This is a genomic window from Caldichromatium japonicum (assembly GCF_011290485.1).
Classification (GTDB): domain Bacteria; phylum Pseudomonadota; class Gammaproteobacteria; order Chromatiales; family Chromatiaceae; genus Thermochromatium; species Thermochromatium japonicum.
In genome coordinates, this window is the sequence record NZ_CP048029.1 from 271,786 (window position 1) to 295,721 (window position 23,936).

The window sequence follows — 23,936 nt, forward strand, 5'->3', positions numbered from 1 at the left end:
TGATCGATTATCTTGGGCAACCTTGCAGTTGCCTCCTACCGATCAATCCTCATTCCGGCGCAAGCCGGAATCCAGAAATATCGGTGGGATGCGGAGGGACCGGGCAGTGGCTGCGAATGGATCAGTCCTTAGATCATCACGCCGGGGGCTGGGCTATAGCTATCGAGCACCTGGATGTAATTGGTGCGTTCAAACTCCGCGGGGTTAGGGACGCTTAGGGCGCTCACCCGTCCGCGGAAGTCTTCGATCGACTCAAACCCCTGCTCCTCCATCCAATCCTCGATCCCGCGGAGGATGAGGCTGAGATATGCCGGCCCCTTTTGCAACAGGACGCTACAGAGATGCACCACATCGGCGCCGGCGAGCAGGAACTTGATCGCATCCTCGGGCGTGTGGACCCCGCCGGTCGCACCGAGCGAAAGATGAGGGATGCGGCCATAGAGTAGGGCGATCCAGCGCATGCACAAGAGCGCATCCGCCGAGGTCGAGGGCTGAAGCTTCGCATGCAGCCTTAGGCTGTCGATATGGATATCCGGCTGATAGAAGCGGTTAAAGAGCGAGACCCCATCGACCCCTGCCTCGGCCAGGCGCTTGATGAAATGGCCGAGCGAGCTAAAGCTTGCCGAGAGCTTCATGTTGATTGGGATGCGGATCTGACTGCGCAGTTCCTGCAATAGATCCAGATACCGCTGCTCGACCTGTTCGCCACTTTGGTTGAGGTCGGCAGCGATGTAATAGACATTGAGCTCGATGGCATCTGCGCCCGCCTGTTCGAGCTCGCGCGCATGTTTGATCCAGCCGCTTAAGCTTACCCCATTGAGGCTCGCGATCACCGGGATGTCCAGGCTCTCTTTGAGGCGCCGCAACTGTTCGAGATAGCGCCCAAGTCCATTCTCAAAGTCATGATGATCGGGCAAAAAGCCCTCGGCCGATTCGGCAAACCCCGTCTCTTGATGGTGTAAAAACCGGGCCAAAGTCTCGGTCTCGGCAGTGATCGCCTCTTCAAACAGCGAATACATGATGATGGCCGCTGCCCCGTTGTCCTCGAGCTCGCGCGCCGTACTGAGGCTGCGCGACAACGGTGAGGCCGAGGGGACCAGGGGATTTTTCAGCGTCATCCCGAGATAGCTTGTCTTTAGGCGCATGGCTTGAAACCTCCGTTGACCTGAACAGCACCCCGAACGCGAACAATCTCAACTGGCTATCGAGCCCTTTTGGACCGCAAGATGCGCGAGCTGCTCATAGAGGGCAAAGCGCGTCTCGACGTGTCTTTGGGCGAGCTTTAAGAAACGCTCGGCCGCATCTGGATGGGTCTGGGACAGGACACTAAAGCGCGTCTCGGTGTTTGCAAAGTCCCGATAGGGGATGCTGGGGGCCTTGCTGTCGATGCTCAACGGATTCTCGCCGCGCGCAGGCCGGCGCGGGTCATAGCGCAGCAACGGCCAGTGCCCTGAATTGATCGCCAGCTCTTGCTGACGCAGGTTGTTGGCAAGGTCCACCCCATGGGCGATACAGGGTGCATAGGCGATGATGAGCGAGGGCCCCTCATAGGACTCGGCCTCCAAGAATGCACGCACGGTCTGGATATCTTTGGCGCCAAAGGCGACCTGGGCGACATAGACGTTCTCATAGGCTATGGCCATCATGGCGAGGTCCTTTTTGAAGGTCGGCTTGCCGCCGGCGGCAAACTTGGCGACGGCGCCTAGGGGCGTGGCCTTGGAGCGCTGGCCGCCGGTGTTTGAATAGACCTCGGTGTCCAAGACGAGGAGATTGACATCCCGCCCGCTGGCCAAAACATGATCTAGACCGCCATAGCCGATGTCGTATGCCCAGCCATCGCCACCAATGATCCAGATGCTGCGCCGGACCAGTTGGTCGGCGAGGGCAAACAAGGCGCGTGCCTCATCTGAGTCCAGGGTGGCGAGCTTGGTCTTAAGCGCGGCTACCCGCGCGCGTTGTTCATCGATCCCTGCCTCGGTGGTTTGATCGGCGTTCAGCAGACCCTCCGCCAGATCTTCGCCGATCTGGCTGGCCAGTCTTCGGACCAGCTCGCGCGCCTGAGCGCGCTGGCTGTCGATCGCCAGCCGGATCCCCAGGCCGAATTCAGCATTGTCCTCGAAGAGAGAGTTGTTCCAGCTCGGACCGCGCCCTTCGGCGTTGAAGGTATAGGGCGTGGTGGGGAGGTTGCCGCCATAGATCGACGAACAGCCCGTGGCATTGGCGATGATCATGCGATCGCCGAAAAGCTGGGTCGCAAGCTTGATATAGGGCGTCTCGCCGCAGCCGACACAGGCCCCGGAAAACTCAAACAGCGGCTGCATCAGCATGGCGTGCTTGACCTTGGTCGGGTCGAGCTGACGGCGGTCATAGTCGGGCAACCGCAGGAAGAACTCCCAGCAGGGGCGTTCGGCCTCTTGGAGATCGGCGGCGGGCATCATGTCGAGTGCCTTGTGCGCGGGGTTGGTGCGGTCGCGGATCGGACAGACCTCGGCGCACAGACCACAGCCGGTGCAGTCGTCCGGCGCGACCTGATAGCTGATGTGATAGCCAGCGGGGAAGTCCTTGCCTTTGATGGGGGTATGTTTAAACCCGGGCGGGGCATCAGCGAGGAGTTCGGCGGGATAGACCTTGACGCGGATCGCCGCATGCGGACAGACCAGTGGGCACTTGCCGCATTGCGAGCACAGCTCGGCGTCCCACAGGGGCAGTTGCAGGGCGAGCTGGCGCTTTTCAAAACGCGCCGTCCCCGTCGGCCAGGTCCCATCCGCCGGCATCAGGCTGACGGGGAGGCTGTTGCCATGCCCGGACATGAGCACTGCGGTCACCCGCTGCACGAACTCGGGCGCATCCTCGGATACCACTGGCGGGCGATCGAAGGTACTGGTGACCTGGTCGGGGACCCTGACCTCGTAGAGTCCCGCGAGTGCTGCATCGATCGCGTTGAAGTTGCGCTCGACCAGGGCCTGGCCCTTTTTGCCATAGGTCTTTTCCACCGCCTGTTTGATGTGGGCGATCGCCTCATCGCGCGGCAGGATGCCGGAGATGGCAAAGAAACAGGTCTGCATGATGGTATTGATCCGTCGCCCCATGCCGGCGGCTGCCGCGATCCCATAGGCATCGATGACATAAAAGCGCAATTTCTTGTCGATGATGGTGCGCTGCATCCGTGCCGGTAGATCGTCCCAGACCCGATCGGGGGGGGTGGGTGAATTCAATAAAAACACCCCGCCTGGCTTGGCCTTGTCCAGCATGTCATAGCGCTTGACGAAGACCGGCTGGTGACAGGCGACGAAATCGGCCTCGTTGTCGCCGATGAGATAGGTACTCTGGATCGGCTTGGGGCCGAAGCGCAAATGGCTGACCGTCATGGCGCCGGCCTTCTTCGAGTCATACTCGAAATAGCCCTGGCCGTATTGCCCCGTCTCCTCGGCGATGATCTTGATCGAGTTCTTGTTTGCCGAGACCGTCCCGTCCGAGCCTAGGCCATAGAACACACAGGCGGTGACGTCCTTGAGCGCATCGACCTTGAAATCCGGATCCCAGGCGAGACTGGTGTGCGTCACGTCATCGATGATCCCGACAGTGAAGGGGTTTTGGGGTTGCGCCTGTTTGAGCTCGTCGAATACCGCCTTGACCATGGCCGGCGTGAACTCCTTGGAGCCGAGCCCATAGCGCCCGCCGCTGATGCGCGGCAATTGGGCGATTTGGCCCTCGGAGAAGGCGCGCGCCAGGGCGGTTGTGACATCCTTATAGAGCGGCTCGCCATCTGCGCCCGGCTCCTTGGTGCGATCGAGCACTGCGATGCGGCTGGCGGTCGGTGGCAGGATAGCGATGAGCGCAGCAGGGGCGAAGGGCCTAAACAACCGTACCTTGATTAAGCCCACCTTTTCCCCGCGGGCGATCAGATGCTCCACCGTCTCCTCGGCGGCACCCGTCCCCGAGCCCATCAAGACGATCACCCGCTCGGCATCCGGGGTGCCGACATAGTCGAATAGCCGGTATTGGCGCCTGGTCAGCTTGGCGAAGCGGTCCATGACCGACTGAACGATCCCAGGTACGGCGGCATAATAGGGATTGACCGTCTCGCGACCCTGGAAATAGACGTCGGGGTTTTGCGCCGTCCCGCGCAGCTTGGGCCGATCGGGGCTGAGAGCGCGGGCGCGATGTTCATGGATCCGCTCCTCGTCGATCAGGGCACGGATGATCTCCTCCGAGACGCGCTCGATGGTGTTGACCTCATGCGAGGTGCGAAAGCCGTCGAAGAAATGCAAGAAGGGCACTCGGCTCTCTAAGGTTGCTGCCTGAGCGATCAGGGCAAGGTCCATGACCTCTTGCACCGAGCCGCTGCACAGCAGCGCAAATCCGGTGGCGCGGCAGGTCATGACGTCTGAATGATCCCCGAAGATCGATAGGGCCTGAGCAGCCAGCGCCCGCGCCGAGATATGAAAAACCGTTGGGGTCAGTTCGCCCGCGATCTTGTACATATTGGGGATCATCAGAAGCAGCCCTTGGGAGGCGGTGAAGGTGGTCGCCAAGGAACCGCCCTGGAGCGCACCGTGGATAGCGCCCGCCGCCCCGCCCTCGCTTTGCATCTCGATGACCTCGGGGACCGTACCCCAGAGATTCGGGCGCCCGAGCGAGGCCCATTCATCGGCCCATTCGCCCATGTTCGATGAGGGCGTAATGGGATAGATGGCGATGACCTCATTGCTCAGATAGGCGATCTGCGCGGCGGCCTCGTTGCCGTCGAGGGTGATGCGGTTGTGCTGCGACATCGGTTTTTCCATCGGCTGATCAAACGGGATAGGTGGATGATCTTGTGCGCTTAAATGCACACTATAGACCGAAAGCCGCGTCTGTTGGTGACAATTCGACCGATAGTGGGGCATGCCCACGGGTAAGGTATGCGATGCATACCCTACGGAGGGAAAAGCCGCGAATTCAGCAGAGGACGCGGTGCGTACCCTACGCCGGATAAAAGACCCATGAGCCTATCGACCAAGACCCTGAGTTTGCGCCTGCGCCCGATGACCGAGGCTGACCTGGAGTGCGTGCTTGCGGTGGAAGAGGCGGCCTATGCCTTCCCCTGGAGCCGGCAGATCTTCAGCGATTGTCTAAAGGTCGATTATAGCTGTTGGGTCGGTGAGCTATCGGCGGCGATCGTTGCCCATGCGGTGATGGGGATCGCCGTCGGTGAGTGTCAGATCTTCAACCTTTGTGTCCATCCCCAGTGGCAGGGGCGGGGGATCGGACGTTCGCTGCTGCATCATCTTCTTCAGGTTGCACGTCAGCACGGTGCCAAGACCGCATTCCTCGAGGTGCGGGTCTCAAACAGCATCGCGCTCGCCCTCTATCGCTCAGAGGGGTTCTGCGAGATGGCTTTAAGGCGGGGCTATTATCCGGCAGCCCAAGGGCGTGAGGATGCCATGGTGATGGCGTTAGAACTCACGGGCTCTCCCTCAGTCCCTTCCCTTCTCACCGAGGAAGAGGGGGGCAAAGGGCAAACATACCCTTAGGGTGCGCCTCGCACACCCTAGGGGTGACCTGCCTTGCCGATGAAGGATGAAGGCCCTGCGGGGTACGCAGTGCGTAGCCTTTTGAATGAAGGATCGGGCGCTACGCCCGCTTGAGACCACAGCCATAGCGCTCGACACCCATCTCGGCGGCGGCGACAGCGCGAAAGATGGCGCGGCCCTTGTTCATGGTCTCCTTCCATTCGAGCTCGGGGATCGAGTCGGCGACGATACCTGCCCCCGCCTGGATATGGAGCTGCCCCTGGCGAATCACTGCGGTACGGATGGCAATGGCGGTGTCCATATTGCCGTTCCAGGCGAGATACCCCACAGCGCCCGAATAGATCCCCCGCTTGACCGGTTCGAGCTCGTCGATGATCTCCATGGCGCGGATCTTGGGAGCGCCCGAGACGGTGCCGGCGGGGAAGGTGGCGCGCAGAACATCGATCGCGCTCAGACCCTCCTTGAGCTGCCCTACGACGTTCGAGACGATATGCATCACATGCGAATAACGCTCAACGATCATCCGGTCGGTGACCTGAACGCTCCCGATCTCGGCGACCCGCCCGATGTCGTTGCGCCCGAGGTCGATCAGCATCAGATGTTCGGCGATCTCCTTGGGGTCGGATAACAGCTCGGACTCCAGGGCCCGATCCTCCTCCTCGGTGTGTCCGCGCCGGCGGGTGCCGGCGATGGGTCGCACTGTGATTAAACCGTCCTCGAGACGTACCAGGATCTCGGGGGATGACCCGACGATCTGAAAATTGGCTAGATCCAGGAAATACATATAGGGCGAGGGATTCATGCCCCGCAGCGCCCGGTAGAGATCCAAGGGCGGCGCCGCAAAGGGGATCGAGAGGCGCTGCGAGAGAACCACCTGCATGCAGTCGCCCGCTAAGATGTAGTTCTTGATCCGCTCGACTGCCCCCTTGAACCCCGCCTCGGTGAACCCCGAAACGAAATGCGATTCATCAATCGCGCGCGGCCTGACTGCCGGCAGCTCGGGCAGGGACTTATGCATGCGCGCGCCCAGTTGCTGGAGGCGCGCCTCGCCGATCTCGAGGGTATCGCCGGCGGTGGGATCGAGATGCAGGATGAGATAAAGGCGCCCGCTGAGGTTATCGAAGACCACCACCTCATCCGAGACCATCAGCAGGATGTCCGGCGTGCCGATGGGGTCCGGCTTGGTCCAGCGGGCCAGGCGCGGCTCGATATAGCGGATGGTGTCATAGCCGAAATAGCCGACCAAGCCACCGGTAAAGCGCGGCAGGCCCTCGACCTCGGCGACCTGGAAGCGGGCCTGGAAGGACTCGATCCAGGCAAGCGGGTCGGCAGTCTCGGTCTCCTCGATCGCCTGCCCCTCGCGTTCCACGACCACGCGCTGGCCCCAGATCTTGATGATCGTACGCGCCGGCAGACCGATGATCGAATAGCGCCCCCATTTCTCCCCGCCCTGGACCGATTCGAGTAGATAGGAATAGGGGCCTCGGGCGAGTTTGAGATAGACGCTCAACGGGGTCTCGAGGTCGGCCAGGACCTCGCAAGCGAGGGGGATGCGGTTGTAACCCGCAGCGGCCAGGGCCTGAAAACTCTGGGGCGTCATGGGGTGCTCCGGCAGGGAGCGGCCAAGAGGTCTGGCAGCTCGCTGAATGAGTCGATCACCGCATCCGGCTGCGCCTCGTGGATGTCGCGACCATGGTTATAGCCATAGCTCACGCAGATGATCGCAAAGCCCGTGGCGCGCGCGGCCTGCACATCGCTAATCGAGTCGCCGATCATCAGTGCATCCTGCGGCCTTACCCCAAAGTGCTGGGCGGCATGGAGCAAGGGGAGGGGATCGGGCTTCTGGCGGGGGAGGGTATCGCCGCTGATCACGATCCCAAAATAGTCATAGACCCCGAGCTGTTTCAGCAACGGCTTGGTGAAGCGCTCCGCTTTGTTGGTCACACAGCCGAGCGGATAGCCGGCCGCCTTGAGAAACTCGAGTCCCTCACGTACGCCTGGATAAAGCTTGGAATGCGTACAGGTGTTTGCGGCATAGAGCTCCAGGAAGATCGGATAGGCGCGCTCAAACTCGGATGCCTGGGGCTCGCCCTCGAGCTGACCGACGAGGGCGCGGCGCACCAGACGCTCGACCCCGTTTCCCACCCACTGGCGGACCTTGGCCTCGCCGTGCGGCGGTCGCCCAAGCCGCGCCAGCATGGCATCGACGCATTCGGCAAGGTCGGGGACACTATCGACCAAGGTCCCATCGAGGTCGATCAAGACCATCCGCGGGGCAAACAGCATGGTCGGACTCCTAGCGTCCTAGCGCTCGACGCTGGCCAGCGCCCGGCGCATCTCGGCGATGATGGTGTCGTAGCAATGCGGATCCGAATCGCGCCCAAAACCGAAGATCCCAGAGCCCGAGACAAAGGTATCGGCCCCCGCCGCCTTGATCTCGGCGATGTTCTCGACCTTGACCCCGCCGTCGATCTCCAGGCGGATCTCAAGCCCGGAGTCATCGATGATCTCGCGCACCTCGCGCAGCTTGTCGAGCGCCGAGGGGATAAAACTCTGACCGCCGAAGCCGGGGTTCACCGACATCAGGAGGATCATGTCCAGCTTGTCGAGCACATAGTCCAGATAGACCAAGGGGGTGGCAGGATTGAACACCAGCCCCGCCTTGCAGCCCGAGTCCCGGATCAACTGCAGGGTGCGGTCGATATGCTCGCTCGCCTCGGGGTGGAAGGTGATATAGGTCGCGCCCGCCTTGGCGAAGTCAGGGATGATGCGATCCACCGGCTTGACCATCAGATGCACATCGATGGGCGCCGTTACCCCATGCTTGCGCAGCGCCTCGCAGACTAAAGGACCGATGGTCAGATTCGGGACATAGTGATTGTCCATGACATCGAAATGGACGATGTCGGCGCCGGCAGCCAGGACATTGGCCACCTCCTCGCCGAGTTTGGCGAAGTTTGCCGACAGGATCGAGGGGGCGATGAGATCGGGGAGCATAACGGTCTCCTGCGGATCGAGCCGGGCGGATGGCTTAAGACCCGCCTGATATGGATATCAAAAGTAAAGCCTAAAGGCGGTTAACTCTAACCGATGCGCCGGTATTTTTCACAGACTTTCCGGCGGTTCTTATAGCGTGTCGCTGTGGGAGACTCTCGAGGTGCTCGGCGACCTGGTCAAGGCGGGCAAGATCCGCATGGTGGGGGTTTCCAACGAGACACCCTGGGGTCTGATGCGCTATCTGGCGCTGGCTGAACAACACAATCTGCCGCGCGTGGTGAGTATTCAAAACCCCTATAACCTGCTCAACCGCACCTTCGAGATCGGCTTGGCCGAGATCGCCATCCGCGAACAATGCGGGCTCTTGGCCTATTCGCCCTTGGGCTTTGGCGTCCTCTCGGGAAAGTATCTCAATGGACAACGCCCACCCGGGGCGCGGATCACCCGATTTGAGCGTTTCAGCCGCTATCTCAACGGCGAGGCCGAGCGCGCGACTGCCGAATATGTCGCCTTGGCGAGGCTGCATGGGTTAGATCCGGCGCAGATGGCCCTCGCCTGGGTAAACAGCCGCCCCTTTGTCACCTCGACCATCATCGGTGCGACCACGCTCGAGCAGCTCAAGAGCAACATCGGCAGCCTGGATCTCAGGCTCGATGATGCGGTGATCGCCGGCATCGAGACGATTCACACCAAACAGCCCAATCCGGCGCCTTAGGGCTGTGCCGCTGGACAGTCGGTGGTGATAGACACCGAGGACAGCGCCCGCGGCGGCGCGGGTGAGGCGGGGGCCAGGGGTGGAACCCCTCCTGGCGAAGGGCTTAAGGCCCAGCATCTGCCCGCTCGGTCAGGGGTCACCGGGGGGCTGTTCGACGCCTATAGGCCTAGGTCCTGGCCCCCTCTAGGCGACAGGCCAGATCCTCGTCGAGGATATGTGTGATTAGCCAGCCATTGAGGTATTTCAGTAATTCTTCAGAAAGGTCTTGGCGCAATCCCTTGAGATATTGCCAATGTACCTGACTGAGCCAGCCCTCAAATCGTTGATGGATCCCATAATGTCTCTCATAGGCGACAAAGCCCGTGCGCCGCATAAACTCCTCCTCGTGCTGGAAATGACCCTGGGCATAGTCGAGGAGTTCATCGAGCACCTCGCCGATGATGCTGCGATTGCCGATCAGCTGGGCGGCAGCGAGCTGGTTGATTCTTGATAAGAAACACATGCTTTTGAAATTGAGTGAGCTGTCCTGATGTCGTGGGCATGGAAAGACGAGACATGAGATTGCTGCCGTTTGCGGCGCGCGAAGAGCGGCGGCGTGGCTGGAGGTATGAAGCGATAGGCGCGCAGAGGGGATTGTTGGGCGCAGGGGTGTTCGACATCTGCAAACGCTATGGGCGCGAAGGGGCCCAAGGGCTCAAGGACGAGAAGCGGGCGCTCTTATGCGCCGGCGATCAAGACGCCCGAGATTCGCATCACGCACCGTCGCGAAGGCCTGTCGGTGATCTCGACGCTGACCAACCGCGGCAAGGTGCGTCGGAAGGCGTTCGCGGGGGCGATGAACGCCGACATCCTGATCGACTTCATGAAGCGGCTCGTCAAGGACGCCAGGGGCAAGAAGATCTTCCTCATCCTCGACAACCTGCGCGTGCATCACACCAAGCCGGTCAAGGCCTGGCTGGCTGCATGCGCCAATCAAATCGAGGCCTCCTCCCTCCCCCCCTACAGCCCGGCACTGAACCCCAACGAGATGCTCAAGGCCATCATCACCGCGCAGGCGCCCTCCCGCACCAAGGGCGATCTGAAGAAGGCGACCGTCAGCCACCTGCGCCGCCTTCTCAATTCTCCCCAACGCATCATGCGCTACTTCCAGCATCCCAAGCTCCATGATGCCGCGTAATATAAGTTCATTGGTTTCGGATCAATAAAACCAGTAGGCATCCGCTCGCCATCGACCCTCATGGACCTGTCTCACTCCTCTAAGCCGCTGCTGAGACCTCTCAGCCTGGGCGCAGCCGCGGTGCTTGGGGTGTGGCTGCTGTGGTCGCGTCTGACCGGCCTCGACCAGCTGCTCGTCTGGCACGACGAGGTCTTCAGCGTCGCGCGGGTCCTGGGCTATGCGGTCGCCGAGATCCAAACAACCCTGTTTTCTGGCAAGCCCTTAACGCCCGAAGAGGTCCTAAGCCTCCAGCACCCCTCACCGGATCACGGCTGGCGTGAGTCGCTCGCTGCATTTGCCGAACACCCCGAACACGCGCTCCTATATTATCTCCTGGGCAGGCTGGCGGTCGCTCTGCCCGTCGCACCCATCCTATCCCTGCGCGGGCTTGCCGCCTGTTTCGGGGTGCTCCTGATCCCTGCGGTCTATGCCCTGATGCGGGCCCTCTTTGGCCGCGGTCCCCTCCCCTGGATCGCCGCGGCGCTCGTGGCCTGTTCGCCCCTGCATCTGCTCTATGCCCAGGAGGCGCGCCAATACAGCCTGTGGCTGTTGTTGTTGACGCTCTCATGTCTGGCACTGGTCAGGGCTTTGCACCACAACCGACTCTGGGATTGGTCACTCTATGCCCTGAGCGCGCTCGCTGGGCTCTATAGCCATCTGCTCTTTGCCGTCCTGATCGTTGTCCAAGGGGTCTGGGTGCTCAGCATGAGCTGGTCAGGGGGTGGGTTAAGGGATGGGCGGCTCATCACCTTTATTGTGGCCGTTGCTGTAGCCTCCACCGCCTTTTTGCCCTGGGTTGGGGTACTGATCCTCAACCAGGAGCAGGTTCGCTCCTTTACCGATTGGATGCAGCGGCCGATTGGTATAAATGAGATCGCTTGCGCTTGGGCCGATCATCTCGCTGCGGCCTTTGTGGACCTGAAGCCCAGCCCAGAGCCGCTCTGGTGGTGGATATTGCTGCCGCTCGGCTGGATGGCCTGGCGGTTTAGGCACAGCGCGCCCAGACCTGCGGCCTGGTTGATCCTGGGGCTTGCCCTGGCGCATGTTGCTCTGGTCTTGGGCCCAGATCTTTTATGCGGCGGCAGCCGCTCGCAACATGTGCGCTATGCCTTGCCGTCCATGCTCGCCCTCGAGCTCATGATCGCCTGGTGGATCGGGCAGGCGTTGCAGTCTGGAGATTTCCAGGTGCGGCGCTGGGGGGCGATCGCCCTGGTCGGTCTGCTGGGTTTGGGGATGGTCTCTCAGGTCCGCATCAAACAGGCCGAGGGCTGGTCGAACAAGCACTTCAGCGCCCAAAACGCTGCCCTCGCCCAGATCCTCAATGCCGGCGAACGCCCTTTGGTCTTGGCCAGCATCCATGGGGTCAGCGCCGGCGAACTCATCGCCCTGAGCTATCATCTCGCCTCCCAGGTCCGGCTCTGGGGCGAGCCGCCCGCCGGCGCCCAGCTGCCATCGCTGGCAGGTCATTGGCCTGTGGTCGTCCTGACCCCTTCGGAACACCTGCGCCTTGCCCTCAGCACCTATCGGCTGCGTCCTCTCGTCGGCACCTGGCAATGGCAGATCGTCGAATCGCGGTTGAACGATGCGCCGCTGCCCCCTTTGCCCTCCAGAGCTCGTCCATGAACCGCCTCGCCGATCTCATCATTCCCCTCTTGATCGCTGCGCTCACCGTTTCTGCCTGGTGGATACTCAATCGGCCCAAGGAGGAACCCCCTTGGCCGACGCGCATCCAGGGATTCGCCTTCTCGCCGATGCGCTCAGGTCAGAACCCAACCTTGAGACGCTATCCGACACTCGAGGAGATTGATGCGGACCTCGCCCTGCTCGAGGGGCGCGCCCATGCGGTGCGTTCATACAGCGTCGATGGCCCGCTTGCCGAGATCCCCCGCCTGGCCGCGCAACATCGACTCAATGTGACGCTCGGCGCCTGGATCGGCCCCGAGCGCAAGGCCAATGACTCCGAGCTTGCGCGTCTGCTCCAGGTACTGGCGCGCGGCTATCGCAATGTAGTGCGGGTGATGGTGGGTAATGAGGCGATCCTCAGGCGCGATGTCAGGGTCGATGAGCTGATCAATTATCTCGAACGCATCCGGCGCCTGACCCAGATCCCGGTAAGCACCGCTGAGCCCTGGCATGTCTGGCTCAAACACCCAGAGCTCGTCGAGCACGTGGACTTTATCACCCTGCACCTCCTGCCTTACTGGGAGGGGATCCCCTTCGAGCAGGCGGTGGATTATGCGATCAATCGCTACAACCAGGTCAAGACGGCCTATCCAGACAAACCTATCATCATCGGTGAGGTCGGCTGGCCGAGCAACGGGCGGCGCAACCGTGGAGCAGAACCCTCCCTTGCCAATCAGACACGTTTCCTGCGCCGCTTTTTGGCCATCGCCGAATCCGAGGGCTATGTCTATTACCTCATGGAGGCTTTCGATCAGCCCTGGAAGGTCAAGACCGAAGGCGCAGCAGGGACCTATTGGGGGGTCTATGACGTCAACCGCCGGCCCAAGTTCGTCTTCACCGAGCCTGTGGTGCGCATCCCACAATGGCGCGAGCTCGCGGGCCTGTCGGTGGTTATAGGGGTGTTGCTTTTGACCCTGCTCTATCGCGATAGCGAGACCCTATCCAAGAGCGGCAAGGGGTTCTTGGCCCTGATCACCTATGCCATCTCGACCGCCGCCGTCTTGATCGTCTATGACTACACGCGCCAATACATGACTCCGGCCACGACCCTGGTCGGGGTCTTGCTCCTGTTCGGCGGAGTAGGGGTGCTGGTCCTCCTCATGGCCGAGGCGCATGAATGGGCCGAGGCCCTGTGGCTGCGCCGCTGGCGCCGGCCCTTTCCCCTGCGCCTGGTGCCAGATGAGGCACTGCCTTTCGTCTCCATCCATCTCCCCGCCTATAACGAGCCGCCCGAGATGCTGAAAGAGACCCTGGATGGGCTCGCCTCGCTCGACTATCCGGCTTTCGAGGTCCTGGTGATCGATAACAACACCCAAGACCCCGCGGTATGGGAGCCGGTTAGGGACTATTGCGCGCGTCTTGGGCCGCGCTTTCGGTTCTTTCATGTCGTGCCCCTGTCCGGTTACAAGGCGGGGGCGCTCAACTTTGCCCTGCGTCACACCGACCCAGACGCCAAGGTCGTGGCCGTGATCGATGCCGACTATATCGTCCGCCCGCAGTGGCTGCGACACCTGGCACCTGCTTTCGCCGATCCCAAGATCGCCATCGTCCAGGCCCCCCAGGACTATCGCGATGGTGGACAGAGCGCCTTCAAGGCCATGTGTCTGGCCGAATATCGTGGATTCTTCCATATCGGGATGATCACCCGTAACGAGCGCAATGCCATCATCCAACACGGGACCATGACCATGATCCGCCGCCAGGTCCTGGAGTCGCTCGGCGGTTGGGCCGAGTGGTGTATCACCGAGGATGCAGAGCTGGGACTCAGGGTCTTTGCCGCCGGCTACCAGGCGCTCTATATCCCCTGCACCTATGGTCAGGGGTTGATGCCGGATACCTTTGCCGATTTCTGCAAACAGCGTTATCGTTGGGCCTATGGCGCGGTGCGCATCCTCATCCAGCACCGCCACGCCATCTTGGGTCTGCGCAAGAGCCGCCTGACCCTCGGTCAGCGCTATCATTTCATCGTCGGCTGGCTGTCCTGGTTTGCCGACAGCTTTAATCTCTTATTCAACCTGCTGGCCCTCGGTTGGTCGGTGGCCATGGCCCTTGCCCCCAAGACCGTGTCCCCCCCTTATCTCAGCGTTGCCCTCGTCCCCTTGGTGTTATTCGGCTTTAAGCTGATCAAGACCCTGGTGCTCTACCGGCGTCGCGTCACTGCCAGCTTGCGCCAAAGCATCGCTGCGGGTCTTGCGGGCCTTGCCCTCTCCCATACCATCGCTCGCGCCATCCTCGCCGGCCTGTTCACTCAGCGCCTCGGGTTCTTTCGCACGCCCAAGCTCGCCCAGGCGTCGGCGCTGATCCGCGCCCTGATGGATGTGCGTGAGGAGGCACTTTTGGTCTGCGCCTTTATGCTTGCCGCCTATGCGGTCATGCAGCGCGAGGACGCCTTTATGCTCGATGTGCAAGTCTGGACCTTGGTGCTTCTCGCGCAATCGATCCCCTATCTCGCCAGCGTCTTGGTCTCGCTGATCAGCGCCTGGACGCACCTGCCAGCAGTGCTTGTTGGCCCTATGTCTGAGATGGCATGCGGCGAGGCAACAACCGCCAAACAGCCGGTATTGCGTCAGGGTCTCTGAGTTTTACACGATCTGCTAGAAAAGCGCCTTTTTTGGGGTTTACCCCTCTAGGGTTTTCCCTTAGACTCAGATCTCCCTTTAATCAGAAGGGGGCTCGTTGCTCTTTGACGCAACTAAAATCCCCTTTGGAAACAGGAGGTTGGCTACATGAAGAAGGCGCTTTTGACTGCTGGATTGCTGACCGGCATCATGCCACTGGTCACTAATAGCGCAGAAATAAGCGAATCTGGTCATGTCCAACAGGGCATCGCCTCGGTCTATCACGACAAGTTCCACGGGCGCCGCACCGCAAGCGGTCAGCCATACAACAAAAACCAACTCAGTGCCGCACACAAAACATTACCGCTCGGCAGCCGGATCCAGGTCACGGACACCAAGACAGGGCGCAGCGTCGTTGTGCGGATCAATGACCGCGGCCCTTTTGTGAGAGGTCGCATCCTCGACCTCTCCAAACAGGCTGCTCGTGAACTTGGCATCGTTGAACGCGGTACCGCCCGGGTCGCCGTTAAGGTCTTGACCATGCGCGACAAGGACGGCTGATCGACAACCTTTACCGGGGCATGCACCGCCGTGCCCCGCCGTCCTCCCCCATCTCATCTGCCCATTACCCGTTACTCCCACCGAAACAGACGCACCGCCACTGCCAAAAACACCGCAGCGAAGGTCAAGAGGATTATGACCTAGGGCCAAACCTCGATAAATCCTGCCCCATCGAGCATCACCGCCCGCGCCGCATTGACCAGATGAGTCAATGGCAAAAGCTGGGCGAACCCCTGAGCGATGGGATTGGCGCCCTCTAGGGAGAACCACACCCCTGAAAAGAGAAGCATCGGCCAAGAGATCAGGTTTAAAAGCCCATCGGCAAGCTCCTCGTTGCGCAGCCTTGCGGCGACGATGAGCCCTAGGATGATCAGACAGAGCGCACTCGCTGTATAGACCAGCCCGAGCACCCAATAGGCGCCTTGCATCGGGACGGCGAGCAACCCATCGGCGAGGGCATAGACGATGGTATTGACGGCGAGCACCACCAACAGGCGCGACAGGACCTGGGCCAGCAAAAACTCGATGGGAGTTATTGATTAAGAAACACATGCTTTTGAAATTGAGTGAGCTGTCCAGATGTCGTGGGCATGGAAAGACGAGACATGAGATTGCTGTCGTTTGCGGCGCGCGAAGAGCGGCGGCGTGGCTGGACGTATGAAGCGATAGGCGCGCAGAGGGGATTGTTGGGCGCAGGGGTGTTCGACATCTGCAAAGGCTATGGGCGCGAAGGGGCCCAAGGGCAAGGGGGGTGGGTGCAAGGTGGGCGAGAAGCGGGCGCTGTTGGCGGGCAAGACGCCCGAGATTCGCGTCACGCACCGTCGCGAAGGCCTGTCGGTGATCTCGACGGTGACCAACCGCGGCAAGGTGCGTAGGGTGGTGAATCTGGAGCGGTTGACGTTCATTACCCACCACATCCGTGACGGCATTGAGAACCCCGTCTATTCGGTGTCGCCCATCGTGCAGCCGAAGTCTGAGCGTATCGTTAAGGGGGCGTTATGGCCGTGGTGACCGCATATGAGCCGTTCGACGAGGAAGTCCGCTTCTTCCTGGAGCGGCTGGCGTGGTTTGATTTCGTCGCCGAGGAGAATATCCCGGCCTGGGATGACTGGGCCTGGGCGGTGGTCGATCACGAGGTGCTATTGGCGCGCTCGGCGCTGGAGTTTTTGCGCGACCGCCTGGATGCGCAGGCGCTGGCGATGATGGCAGCGGCGGATGCGCAGTTTCGCGCGCATCCAAAGGCGTTCGATCGCATGTTCCGCGCAGCGATTGGCTGGACGCATGTCGCCAATACGCTGACCCGCTGGGTGGTCGACGAGGCCACCGGCAAGCCGCCCGCGATCCCGCCGTCTCACTGGTGGTGGCGGTTGCCGAAGGCGTGGTAGCGCTCCCAGTCGTCGCGGCAGTTTGCGTCGCACCAGCGCAGGCCGTCCTTGAGCGGCTCGCCACAGTTAAGGCAGAACCCGGTGGGGCACGGCCCGCTGGGTTTTTTTGCGCCTTGAATGGCCGCAGCGAGCAGCAAGTCGATGGCGGCCTGGGCGCGGTCGGCATCATCGGCCATGCATCACCTCGTCCCAAGCGCGTTATGGTTTCAGCTGGTAAGATTTTGCATAGAGGATCATGCAAAATCTCAATCCACAAGTGAGAGCACACCTCGCGCCACATGGCTTACGTCATCGGGCGCAGAGTCCGGCGCTCCAGTTCCATGAGGTCGATCCTGTGTGTGCTGCCACGTTTTTAGACACCTGGTGAAATTGTTTGGAAAAACGTCCTGGACAACTGCGCTCTGATGATATCGAGGACATCGAGCGCACTAGTTTGCGTAGCCTGTGGCTGGCGGCGCGTGACTTTTCTGTCGACGCATGGGAGTATTTTCGCCAAAGTCAGGACGACCCCAAGGACATCGCAGAGGACATCACGCGTGAAATGCTGGATCGTTTTAGTGGGTTCCAGATACAGCAGCGCATTTTCGGCAACGTCGATTACCGCAAGGCGCGGTATGTGATCCACCCAGGCCTCGCTGTGCGTCAAGCGCTATTTGTGGACAGCAAGGCGGAAAAGTCGCGCAACAGCGCTACGTTACAGATGTCGCAGACATCCTTGGCGGTGCGCCAGCACCGTGGCGGCGCGCCTACAGATATTCAAGGCGCAATACCGCAAATTACGACTTACGCTGGGTTTGAGTACCTAACCACAACACTGTTGGCGCATTACCACTACGCCGCCGCGAGCGGCAATGACAGCAAGGACAGACCACCCTACCGCTTGCTGGCGCTAACCCTTGTCGCCGTGCCCAATGGTCTGCTGCAGGAGAGATACAACCCAGATCAGTCAGACACAATCTGGATCGCTGGGCGCAATGCGCCGTCGCTTGGAGAAAGTTTCCGCGTCAGACTCTCGTTCAACAGGCTTGCTCAAAAAGCGCGTTGGCGCGTGCAGACGTTCGTGTTCGACGAGGATGGCAAGACGACAGATGAATGGAGCGAAGCATGAAGCAAGGCGTTTTTCTCGGGGATGCGCGCGACCTTGAGACCTTTTGCGAGCCTGACAGCATTGCCTTATCTGTATGGTCGCCACCATACCATGTCGGCAAAAGCTATGAGCGCGATCAATCCTTCGTGCAGTGGAAAAGCCTACTGCGCCGCACGCTTGCATCGCACGCCAGGGTCATCAAACCAGGCGGATTCGTTGCCGTCAATATTGCCGACATCCTCTGTTTTCCTGATCCATCCATGCCGCGCCTGATGGCGGAGAACGTCTCCCGCCGCAAACGCTCTGATATTACCCGCGAGCTGGTGCTCCAGGTCATGGCCGCAAACCCTGGGCTGAACCGGCGCGAGATTGCCGCAATTCTTGGCTGCAGCGAACAAACAGTCGATCGTCGCCTCAAGGGAAACAACATTCGCGGCGGCAAATATCAGACTCAGACGCGCGTTCTGCTCGTCGGCGGGATACTCGAGCAATATGCGATGGAAGCTGGAATGTACCTTTACGACAGACGCGTCTGGGTCAAGGACGCCGCGTGGGAAAACAGTCGCTGGCACACCATGAGCTACCGCGCGGTCGATGAGTTCGAGCACATCTATATCTTCTGGAAACCTGGGCCAACGCGTGTGGTGCGCGAGCGGCTGTCAAAGGACGAATGGATCGCATGGGGATCGCGCGGAGTATGGTCTATTCCATCCGTGCGCGCCAACGACGATCACGAGGCCAAGTTTCCGCTTGAACTGCCGCGCCGTCTCATCCAACTTCTCACCGACCCAGACGACTGGGTGCTCGACCCGTTCGTCGGCAGCGGGACGAGTGGCGTGGCTGCGGCCAGAATGGGGAGGAAGTTCACCGGGATCGACAAGGAGCCGCGCTACGTCCGCATGGCCGAACAGGCCTTTATGGCCGTAATACAGCAGCCTGACTTGCTAGAGGAAGGACTTGAAAGTCGGCGCTGGCGAAACGGCAGCTAGAACGTCGCCTGCTCGGCGACGCGCTCGATCTTCTCGGCGCGCATCATCTTCGGCCGGCCTGGGCGCGGTCGGCATCATCGGCCATGCGTCACCTCGTCCCAAGCGCGGATGGCGTCGATGCGGGCGCGGATGTGGGGGTGATGGATGGCTGAGGCCTGGCTTGAGCAGGCGGTGGCTGTGGGGAAGGTGTTCGCGGGGGCGATGAACGCCGACCTCAAGGCCACCATCACCGCGCAGGCGCCCTCCCGCACCAAGGGCGATCTGAAGAAGGCGACCGTCAGCCACCTGCGCCGCCTTCTCAATTCCCCCCAACGCATCATGCGCTACTTCCAGCATCCCAAGCTCCATGATGCCGCGTAATATAAGTCCATTGGTTTCGGATCAATAAAAAACGCACTGCCGTCCGCGTCTCATGTCGTTGTCATGTATGATTGAGCCATGCCTCCGCTATCCCGCTCTACAACAGATCAAACTCGAACAAACGAATCGACCTGGGCATTGCCCGCTTCGCCACGCTCTCGGACGGCATGTTTTATACGCGAGTCACCCGCTGCAAGCGGCATGGGCCCGCATTGCGCAAAGCGCAGCAGGCCATGAGGCGCAAAGTGAAGTTCAGCAACAACTGGAAGAAGGCGAAAGCCCGTGTCCAGCGCATTCATTGCTGCATCGGCAATGCCCGCCGCGACCTTCTGCACCAGAGCCCGACCGCGATCGGTCAAAACCAGGCGCTGCTGGGTATTAGAGCCCCAGTGAAGCGGCAGAGGCGGCTTGCTGTCGCTTCTTGCCACCGTAGGAATCTCCGGCCTTCAGGCCGGGGAGGATGTCAAGAGCGGCTGTCTCATGTCTGAAACCAGCCCCCAACTGATTCGTCTTGCGGACTATCGCCCGCCCGAGTTTCTCATTGATGCCGTCGAGCTGTGCTTTGAGCTCGACCCAGAGCACACCGAGGTCAGCGCGCGTTTAAGCATCAGGCGCAATCCGGCAGTAGGGCAGGCCAACGGCAGCCTGCGTCTCGCCGGCGAGGGGCTTGAGCTGCTTGCGCTTGCGCTCGACGGTCAGCCGCTCCCGCCGGACGCCTATCGGCTCGATGAGCAGGGGCTGACGCTCTGGCAGGTCCCGGAACGCTTTCGGCTCGATAGCCGCGTGGCGATCCATCCAGCGCGCAACACAGCGCTCGAAGGACTGTATCAGTCCAAGGACATACTCTGCACCCAATGCGAGGCCGAGGGATTTCGGCGGATCAGCTTTTTCCTCGATCGCCCGGATGTCCTAGCGCGCTATCGCACCACCCTGATCGCCGATCGCAAGCGTTTTCCCGTGCTTCTCGCCAACGGCAATCCGATCGAGCGCGCCGAGCTTCCTGACGGCAGGCATCGGGTGACCTGGGAGGACCCCTTCCCCAAGCCCTGTTATCTCTTCGCCTTGGTCGCAGGCGACCTCGAATGCGTCGAGGACCGGTTTGTCACGGCATCCGAGCGGGAGGTACGGCTTCAGATCTATGTCGAGCCGCAGAAAGGCGAGCGCTGCGCCCATGCCATGCAATCGCTCAAACAGGCGATGCGCTGGGATGAGGTACGCTTCGGGCGCGAATACGATCTCGATGTCTTTATGATCGTTGCGGTCAGCCACTTCAACATGGGGGCAATGGAAAACAAAGGGCTCAATCTCTTCAACGACCGCTATGTACTGGCGAGCCCGCAGACCGCAACCGATGAGGACTTTGCCCATATCGCAGCCATCGTCGCCCATGAGTATTTCCATAACTGGACCGGCAACCGCATCACCTGCCGCGATTGGTTCCAATTGAGCTTGAAGGAGGGGCTCACCGTCTATCGCGAGCAGGAGTTTGCTGCAGGTCTCTTTTCACCCTCGGTGCAGCGCATCCGCGATGTGCGCTTCTTGCGCGCGCAACAATTCCCCGAGGATGCCGGACCCTTGGCGCATCCGGTGCGACCCGACTCCTATCTCGAGATCAATAATTTTTATACTGCCACCGTCTATGAAAAGGGCGCCGAGCTCATCCGCATGCAGGCGACCCTTCTCGGGCCTGAGTCATTCAGGCGCGGGATGGATCTTTATTTCGCCAGGCATGATGGCCAGGCAGTGACCATCGAGGACTTCGTGCGCTGTATGGAAGAGGCAAGCGGCAGGGACCTTGGTCAATTTCGCCGCTGGTATGAACAGGCAGGGACGCCAGAGCTGAGCATCTGGGGGGGATATGACCCAACCGCCCAGACCTATACCCTCCATGTTCGCCAATTCATTCCCCCAACCCCGGGTCAGCTGGTCAAACACCCCCTGCATCTCCCCTTGGCGATCGGTCTATTGGGTGAGGACGGACGCGAGCTTCCGGTCTGGTTGGCCGGTGAGCCCGAACCGCCTGCAGCAGGTACGCGGGTCTTGGAGGTCACCGAGAGCGAGCAGCACTTTGTCTTTGTGGGTCTCGACGCGCGCCCGGTGCCTTCGCTTCTACGCGGCTTTTCGGCCCCGGTCAAGCTCAAGGACGATTTGACTGAGTCCGACCGCCTGTTCTTGCTGGCCCATGATCCCGATGGCTTTGGCCGTTGGGAGGCGGGGCAGGGCCTGATGCAGGATCTCTTGTTGCGCCTTGTCGCAGACCCCAAGGCCTCGCTCCCTGCTGAGTTCATCGAGGCCTTCCGCCATGCATTGCGCGCAAAGGCCGATCCGGCGCTCATCGCCGAGGTCTTGACCCCGCCTTCCGAGGAAGAGCTCGGCGAGCAGATGGCGGTGATCGATGTCGAGGGCATCCACCGCGCCCATCGGCTGTTCGGCACCGAGCTCGGACGGCATCTGCGGGAGGATTGGATCGCCGTCTATCGGGACAATGCCGAGGCTGATCCCTCAGTCTTGACGCCCGAGGCCGTCGGGCGGCGGGCGCTCAACAACCTGGCGCTTGCCTATCTCATGCGCGCCGGTAATCCCGAGGGCCTTGAACTCTGCCGGATGCAGTTTGGGAAAGGGCGCAACCTGACCGATGTCCTGGCGGCGCTTCGCCTATTGGTCGAGCGGGGTGGGGATGACGCAGAGGCCGCGCTTGCCGAGTTTTACCGGCGCTGGTCGCATGAGCCCCTGGTTATCGACAAATGGTTCGCGGTGCAGGCCACAGCCCCTCATCGAGAGACCCTGGTGCGCGTTGTTACCCTACTGCACCATCCGGCCTATGATCCGGGCAACCCCAATCGGGTGCGCAGCCTGATCGGGGCATTCGCTGCGCACAACCCAATCTGTTTTCATGCCGCGGACGGTGCAGGCTATTGCCTGCTGGCCGATCAGGTCTTGCAGCTAGAGCCCCTCAATCCTCAGCTCGCCGCCCGCCTGCTCAAACCCCTGATCCGCTGGCGGCGGTTTGACCCCCAGCGCCAGGCACTGATGCGCGCCGAGCTTGTGCGCATCTCGAAGCAGGGGGCGCGGTCGCCTGATGTCTTCGAGCTGGTCTCCAAGGCCTGTTCATGATTCGGCGGTTGCAGGGCTATCATGGATGAGGGGTTGAGGGAAGGCTACAAGGATTTGATGGGAAGGCGCCGCCGACGCACAGCAGATCGATATGGGGCATGTTGCACGCTAAGCAAAGAAATCGAGGTCTAAAGAGGCCCAGGAGCATTTCCAGGAGCATTTAAAGAATTGGTCTCCCAGCTTGCTTTAGGGTGCGGATGGATCCTCACTGAGAGGGCAATGCCTATCGCTCGCTTGGCGCCTTTCTCGGCTCGGAGTGCAGGCCTGCATGCGGGGGAGCGCGGACCTTGATGAGCCCTTGCCTGATGAATTCTGGACGGGCAATGCATGAAGTTACTTCTGGACATGCCTTCATCTAGTGGGATAGCGAGACTGGAAAACTCTCCCGCCAGGCATTGGTCTTCTGTCAAGATCCTCGACATGTCTTGCTGCTCAGCACGGCCAGCCTTTGGGAGATGCAAATCAAGTCGCAGTTGGAAAAGTTGGGGCTGAAGTTTCCTCTAAGGAAGAAGAAGGAGCCCTCAGGCCCCAGCATGATCGGCCTGTCCCTGATCGATCGCTATCTCCTCGCCGAGACTTCCAAGCTTTTTGCTGCCATCCTCTTGGTCCTGACGGCGATCCTGGGAAGCCTGTTGTTCTTGCGTACCCTGGAGGAGGTCAATGTCGGGGCCTTGGGGACGGATCTGGTCTTGCGTTTTTTGGGGCTACAGCTTGGGCGCGATCTCGCAAGCCTCCTGCCGCCGGCCTTCTTTTTGGCGGTCTTGATGGGGCTGGCGCGTCTGGCGCGCGATAGCGAACTGATCGCACTGCAGGCCTGCGGTATCGGGACGCCGCGTCTCTATCGCGCCCTGTTGTTTTTGGCGCTGCCCGTGGCCCTGATCACGGCCTGGGCAGCACTGGTCTTAAAGCCCCAGGCCGCGGCCGGGATCCAAGAGATCCGCTGGCAACAGAAGGGTCAGGCGGCGCAGATCGCCGGGCTCCAGGCAGGGCGCTTTTATATCGCCCCAGGTGGGGGGCGCGTGGTCTATATAGGGGCGATCGATCGCGAGCGCGCCTTGGAGGACATCTTTGTCCTCGACCGCAGCGGGGACCAAACCCGTCTGATCTTTAGTAGCGGTGGCCGGCATCGGCTCGACGAGGAGATGGGGGATCATCTGGTGACCCTCGACCAGGGTTGGCGCTTTGACGGTCAGGCGGGATCTGGCGCCTATCTGATCGGGACCTTCGAGCGCTATGAGCTCCGAATCAAGGGATCGAGACAGGCGGCGCGAGCCACAAGCAAGCCCGTAACCCTGCCGACCGCCGAGCTTATCCACTCGCAAGGGCTCGCCGATCGGGTCGAACTCGAACATCGGCTCGCCGCTCCGCTCTCAATCATCATCTTGGTCTTCGTCGCCATCCCCTTGGTTGACCAAAGCCCCCGTCAACGCACCACTGGGCGTCTCCTCATCGCTGGACTGGCCTATTTCAGCTTTTTTAATCTCCAGCGGCTCGCCGAACATTGGCTAGCAAACGGGATAACGCCGCTCTGGTTGACCAGCCTTTGGTATCAACCGGCAGTACTAGCCTTCGTGCACCTGCTCCTCTTACCTGAACACTCCTGGTTTGCACACCTCAAGCGCCGGCTGTGGAGAGGGCCGGGGTTGACTATCACTCCTTCCTGCCCTACGGCACGAGGCGAAGAAGGGATGGAGGTCGTCAACAGGATTCGGTCTTGACATATTGATGGTAGGGTTTGGGTTCGGTTAGTCTGCT

Annotated in this window: 21 protein-coding genes and 1 pseudogene; 14 read left to right on the top strand and 8 right to left on the bottom strand. The window is 61.0% G+C overall.

Going from position 1 to position 23,936, the window contains the following annotated elements; translation table 11 throughout:
• Positions 1 to 128: 128 nt before the first annotated feature.
• Together GWK36_RS01240 and nifJ are read right to left on the bottom strand one after the other, a co-directional pair.
• Entirely contained in the window at positions 129 to 1,145 is a 1,017-nt protein-coding gene (locus GWK36_RS01240; RefSeq protein ID WP_166269383.1) for a dihydroorotate dehydrogenase-like protein, read from the bottom strand.
• A 48-nt stretch (positions 1,146 to 1,193) separates the two neighbouring features.
• On the bottom strand, positions 1,194 to 4,775 hold the full coding sequence (gene nifJ / locus GWK36_RS01245; protein WP_166269385.1) for a pyruvate:ferredoxin (flavodoxin) oxidoreductase: 3,582 nt from the start codon (positions 4,773 to 4,775) through the stop codon (positions 1,194 to 1,196).
• A gap of 210 nt (positions 4,776 to 4,985) precedes the next feature.
• On the opposite strand from nifJ, the gene rimI reads away from it, so the two are divergent.
• Positions 4,986 to 5,516: a ribosomal protein S18-alanine N-acetyltransferase gene (gene rimI, locus GWK36_RS01250; RefSeq protein WP_166269386.1), complete on the top strand. Its 531-nt coding sequence runs from the start codon at positions 4,986 to 4,988 to the stop codon at positions 5,514 to 5,516.
• Between the two features lie 100 nt (positions 5,517 to 5,616).
• Here rimI and trpE read toward each other — a convergent pair whose 3' ends face one another.
• The 3 genes from trpE to rpe are packed head-to-tail and all read right to left on the bottom strand — an operon-like array spanning position 5,617 to position 8,513.
• Positions 5,617 to 7,116: an anthranilate synthase component I gene (trpE, locus tag GWK36_RS01255; RefSeq protein WP_166269388.1), complete on the bottom strand. Its 1,500-nt coding sequence runs from the start codon at positions 7,114 to 7,116 to the stop codon at positions 5,617 to 5,619.
• On the bottom strand, positions 7,113 to 7,802 hold the full coding sequence (locus GWK36_RS01260) for a phosphoglycolate phosphatase (RefSeq protein WP_166269390.1): 690 nt from the start codon (positions 7,800 to 7,802) through the stop codon (positions 7,113 to 7,115). The genes trpE and GWK36_RS01260 overlap by 4 nt, the downstream gene beginning before the upstream one ends.
• An 18-nt stretch (positions 7,803 to 7,820) precedes the next feature.
• Entirely contained in the window at positions 7,821 to 8,513 is a 693-nt protein-coding gene (rpe, locus tag GWK36_RS01265; protein WP_166269392.1) for a ribulose-phosphate 3-epimerase, read from the bottom strand.
• Between the two features lie 133 nt (positions 8,514 to 8,646).
• On the opposite strand from rpe, the pseudogene GWK36_RS01270 reads away from it, so the two are divergent.
• Positions 8,647 to 9,228 (top strand): annotated as a pseudogene (locus GWK36_RS01270) (aldo/keto reductase); the annotation flags it as partial.
• A 166-nt stretch (positions 9,229 to 9,394) separates the two neighbouring features.
• Here the strand turns inward: GWK36_RS01270 and GWK36_RS01275 are convergent.
• Entirely contained in the window at positions 9,395 to 9,730 is a 336-nt protein-coding gene (locus GWK36_RS01275; RefSeq protein WP_166269394.1) for a hemerythrin domain-containing protein, read from the bottom strand.
• A gap of 168 nt (positions 9,731 to 9,898) precedes the next feature.
• Between GWK36_RS01275 and GWK36_RS01280 the strand changes: the two genes are divergently transcribed.
• The 4 genes from GWK36_RS01280 (at position 9,899) to GWK36_RS01295 (ending at position 15,246) form a co-directional block, all read left to right on the top strand.
• Entirely contained in the window at positions 9,899 to 10,405 is a 507-nt protein-coding gene (locus GWK36_RS01280; protein ID WP_210756822.1) for a transposase, read from the top strand.
• A 60-nt stretch (positions 10,406 to 10,465) separates the two neighbouring features.
• Complete coding sequence (locus GWK36_RS01285) at positions 10,466 to 12,067, top strand: glycosyltransferase family 39 protein (RefSeq protein ID WP_166269395.1); 1,602 nt, start codon at positions 10,466 to 10,468, stop codon at positions 12,065 to 12,067.
• Positions 12,064 to 14,706, top strand: coding sequence for a glycosyltransferase family 2 protein (locus GWK36_RS01290; RefSeq protein WP_166269397.1), 2,643 nt, complete (start codon positions 12,064 to 12,066; stop codon positions 14,704 to 14,706). The genes GWK36_RS01285 and GWK36_RS01290 overlap by 4 nt, the downstream gene beginning before the upstream one ends.
• A gap of 147 nt (positions 14,707 to 14,853) precedes the next feature.
• A complete protein-coding gene (locus tag GWK36_RS01295; RefSeq protein ID WP_166269399.1) occupies positions 14,854 to 15,246 on the top strand; it encodes a septal ring lytic transglycosylase RlpA family protein in 393 nt (130 codons plus the stop codon).
• Between the two features lie 140 nt (positions 15,247 to 15,386).
• Here GWK36_RS01295 and GWK36_RS01300 read toward each other — a convergent pair whose 3' ends face one another.
• Positions 15,387 to 15,764 (bottom strand): ABC transporter permease, encoded by a 378-nt coding sequence (locus GWK36_RS01300; RefSeq protein WP_343033128.1) that lies wholly within the window; start codon positions 15,762 to 15,764, stop codon positions 15,387 to 15,389.
• Between the two features lie 244 nt (positions 15,765 to 16,008).
• Here GWK36_RS01300 and GWK36_RS01305 point away from each other — a divergent pair, with 244 nt between their 5' ends.
• Positions 16,009 to 16,257 (top strand): hypothetical protein, encoded by a 249-nt coding sequence (locus tag GWK36_RS01305; RefSeq protein ID WP_166269401.1) that lies wholly within the window; start codon positions 16,009 to 16,011, stop codon positions 16,255 to 16,257.
• Positions 16,245 to 16,631, top strand: coding sequence for a hypothetical protein (locus GWK36_RS01310; protein WP_166269403.1), 387 nt, complete (start codon positions 16,245 to 16,247; stop codon positions 16,629 to 16,631). Before GWK36_RS01305 ends, GWK36_RS01310 begins: the two co-directional genes overlap by 13 nt.
• Here the strand turns inward: GWK36_RS01310 and GWK36_RS01315 are convergent.
• Complete coding sequence (locus tag GWK36_RS01315; RefSeq protein WP_166269405.1) at positions 16,598 to 16,807, bottom strand: hypothetical protein; 210 nt, start codon at positions 16,805 to 16,807, stop codon at positions 16,598 to 16,600. The two genes, GWK36_RS01310 and GWK36_RS01315, sit on opposite strands and share 34 nt — an antisense overlap.
• A 197-nt stretch (positions 16,808 to 17,004) precedes the next feature.
• On the opposite strand from GWK36_RS01315, the gene GWK36_RS01320 reads away from it, so the two are divergent.
• From GWK36_RS01320 to lptF, 6 genes are all read left to right on the top strand, one after another.
• Positions 17,005 to 17,739, top strand: a complete 735-nt coding sequence (locus tag GWK36_RS01320; protein WP_166269407.1) for an SfiI family type II restriction endonuclease — start codon at positions 17,005 to 17,007, stop codon at positions 17,737 to 17,739.
• A complete protein-coding gene (locus tag GWK36_RS01325; RefSeq protein WP_210756823.1) occupies positions 17,736 to 18,707 on the top strand; it encodes a DNA methyltransferase in 972 nt (323 codons plus the stop codon). Before GWK36_RS01320 ends, GWK36_RS01325 begins: the two co-directional genes overlap by 4 nt.
• A 144-nt stretch (positions 18,708 to 18,851) precedes the next feature.
• Complete coding sequence (locus tag GWK36_RS01330; RefSeq protein ID WP_166269411.1) at positions 18,852 to 19,067, top strand: hypothetical protein; 216 nt, start codon at positions 18,852 to 18,854, stop codon at positions 19,065 to 19,067.
• Between the two features lie 167 nt (positions 19,068 to 19,234).
• The gene (locus GWK36_RS01335; protein ID WP_166272332.1) at positions 19,235 to 19,555 is read left to right on the top strand and encodes a transposase; all 321 of its coding nucleotides are present in this window, start codon (positions 19,235 to 19,237) and stop codon (positions 19,553 to 19,555) included.
• Positions 19,548 to 22,181 (top strand): aminopeptidase N, encoded by a 2,634-nt coding sequence (gene pepN, locus GWK36_RS01340; RefSeq protein WP_166269413.1) that lies wholly within the window; start codon positions 19,548 to 19,550, stop codon positions 22,179 to 22,181. The genes GWK36_RS01335 and pepN overlap by 8 nt, the downstream gene beginning before the upstream one ends.
• Before the next feature lie 533 nt (positions 22,182 to 22,714).
• Positions 22,715 to 23,899 (top strand): LPS export ABC transporter permease LptF, encoded by a 1,185-nt coding sequence (gene lptF / locus GWK36_RS01350; RefSeq protein WP_166269415.1) that lies wholly within the window; start codon positions 22,715 to 22,717, stop codon positions 23,897 to 23,899.
• The last annotated feature ends 37 nt before the right edge of the window (positions 23,900 to 23,936 follow it).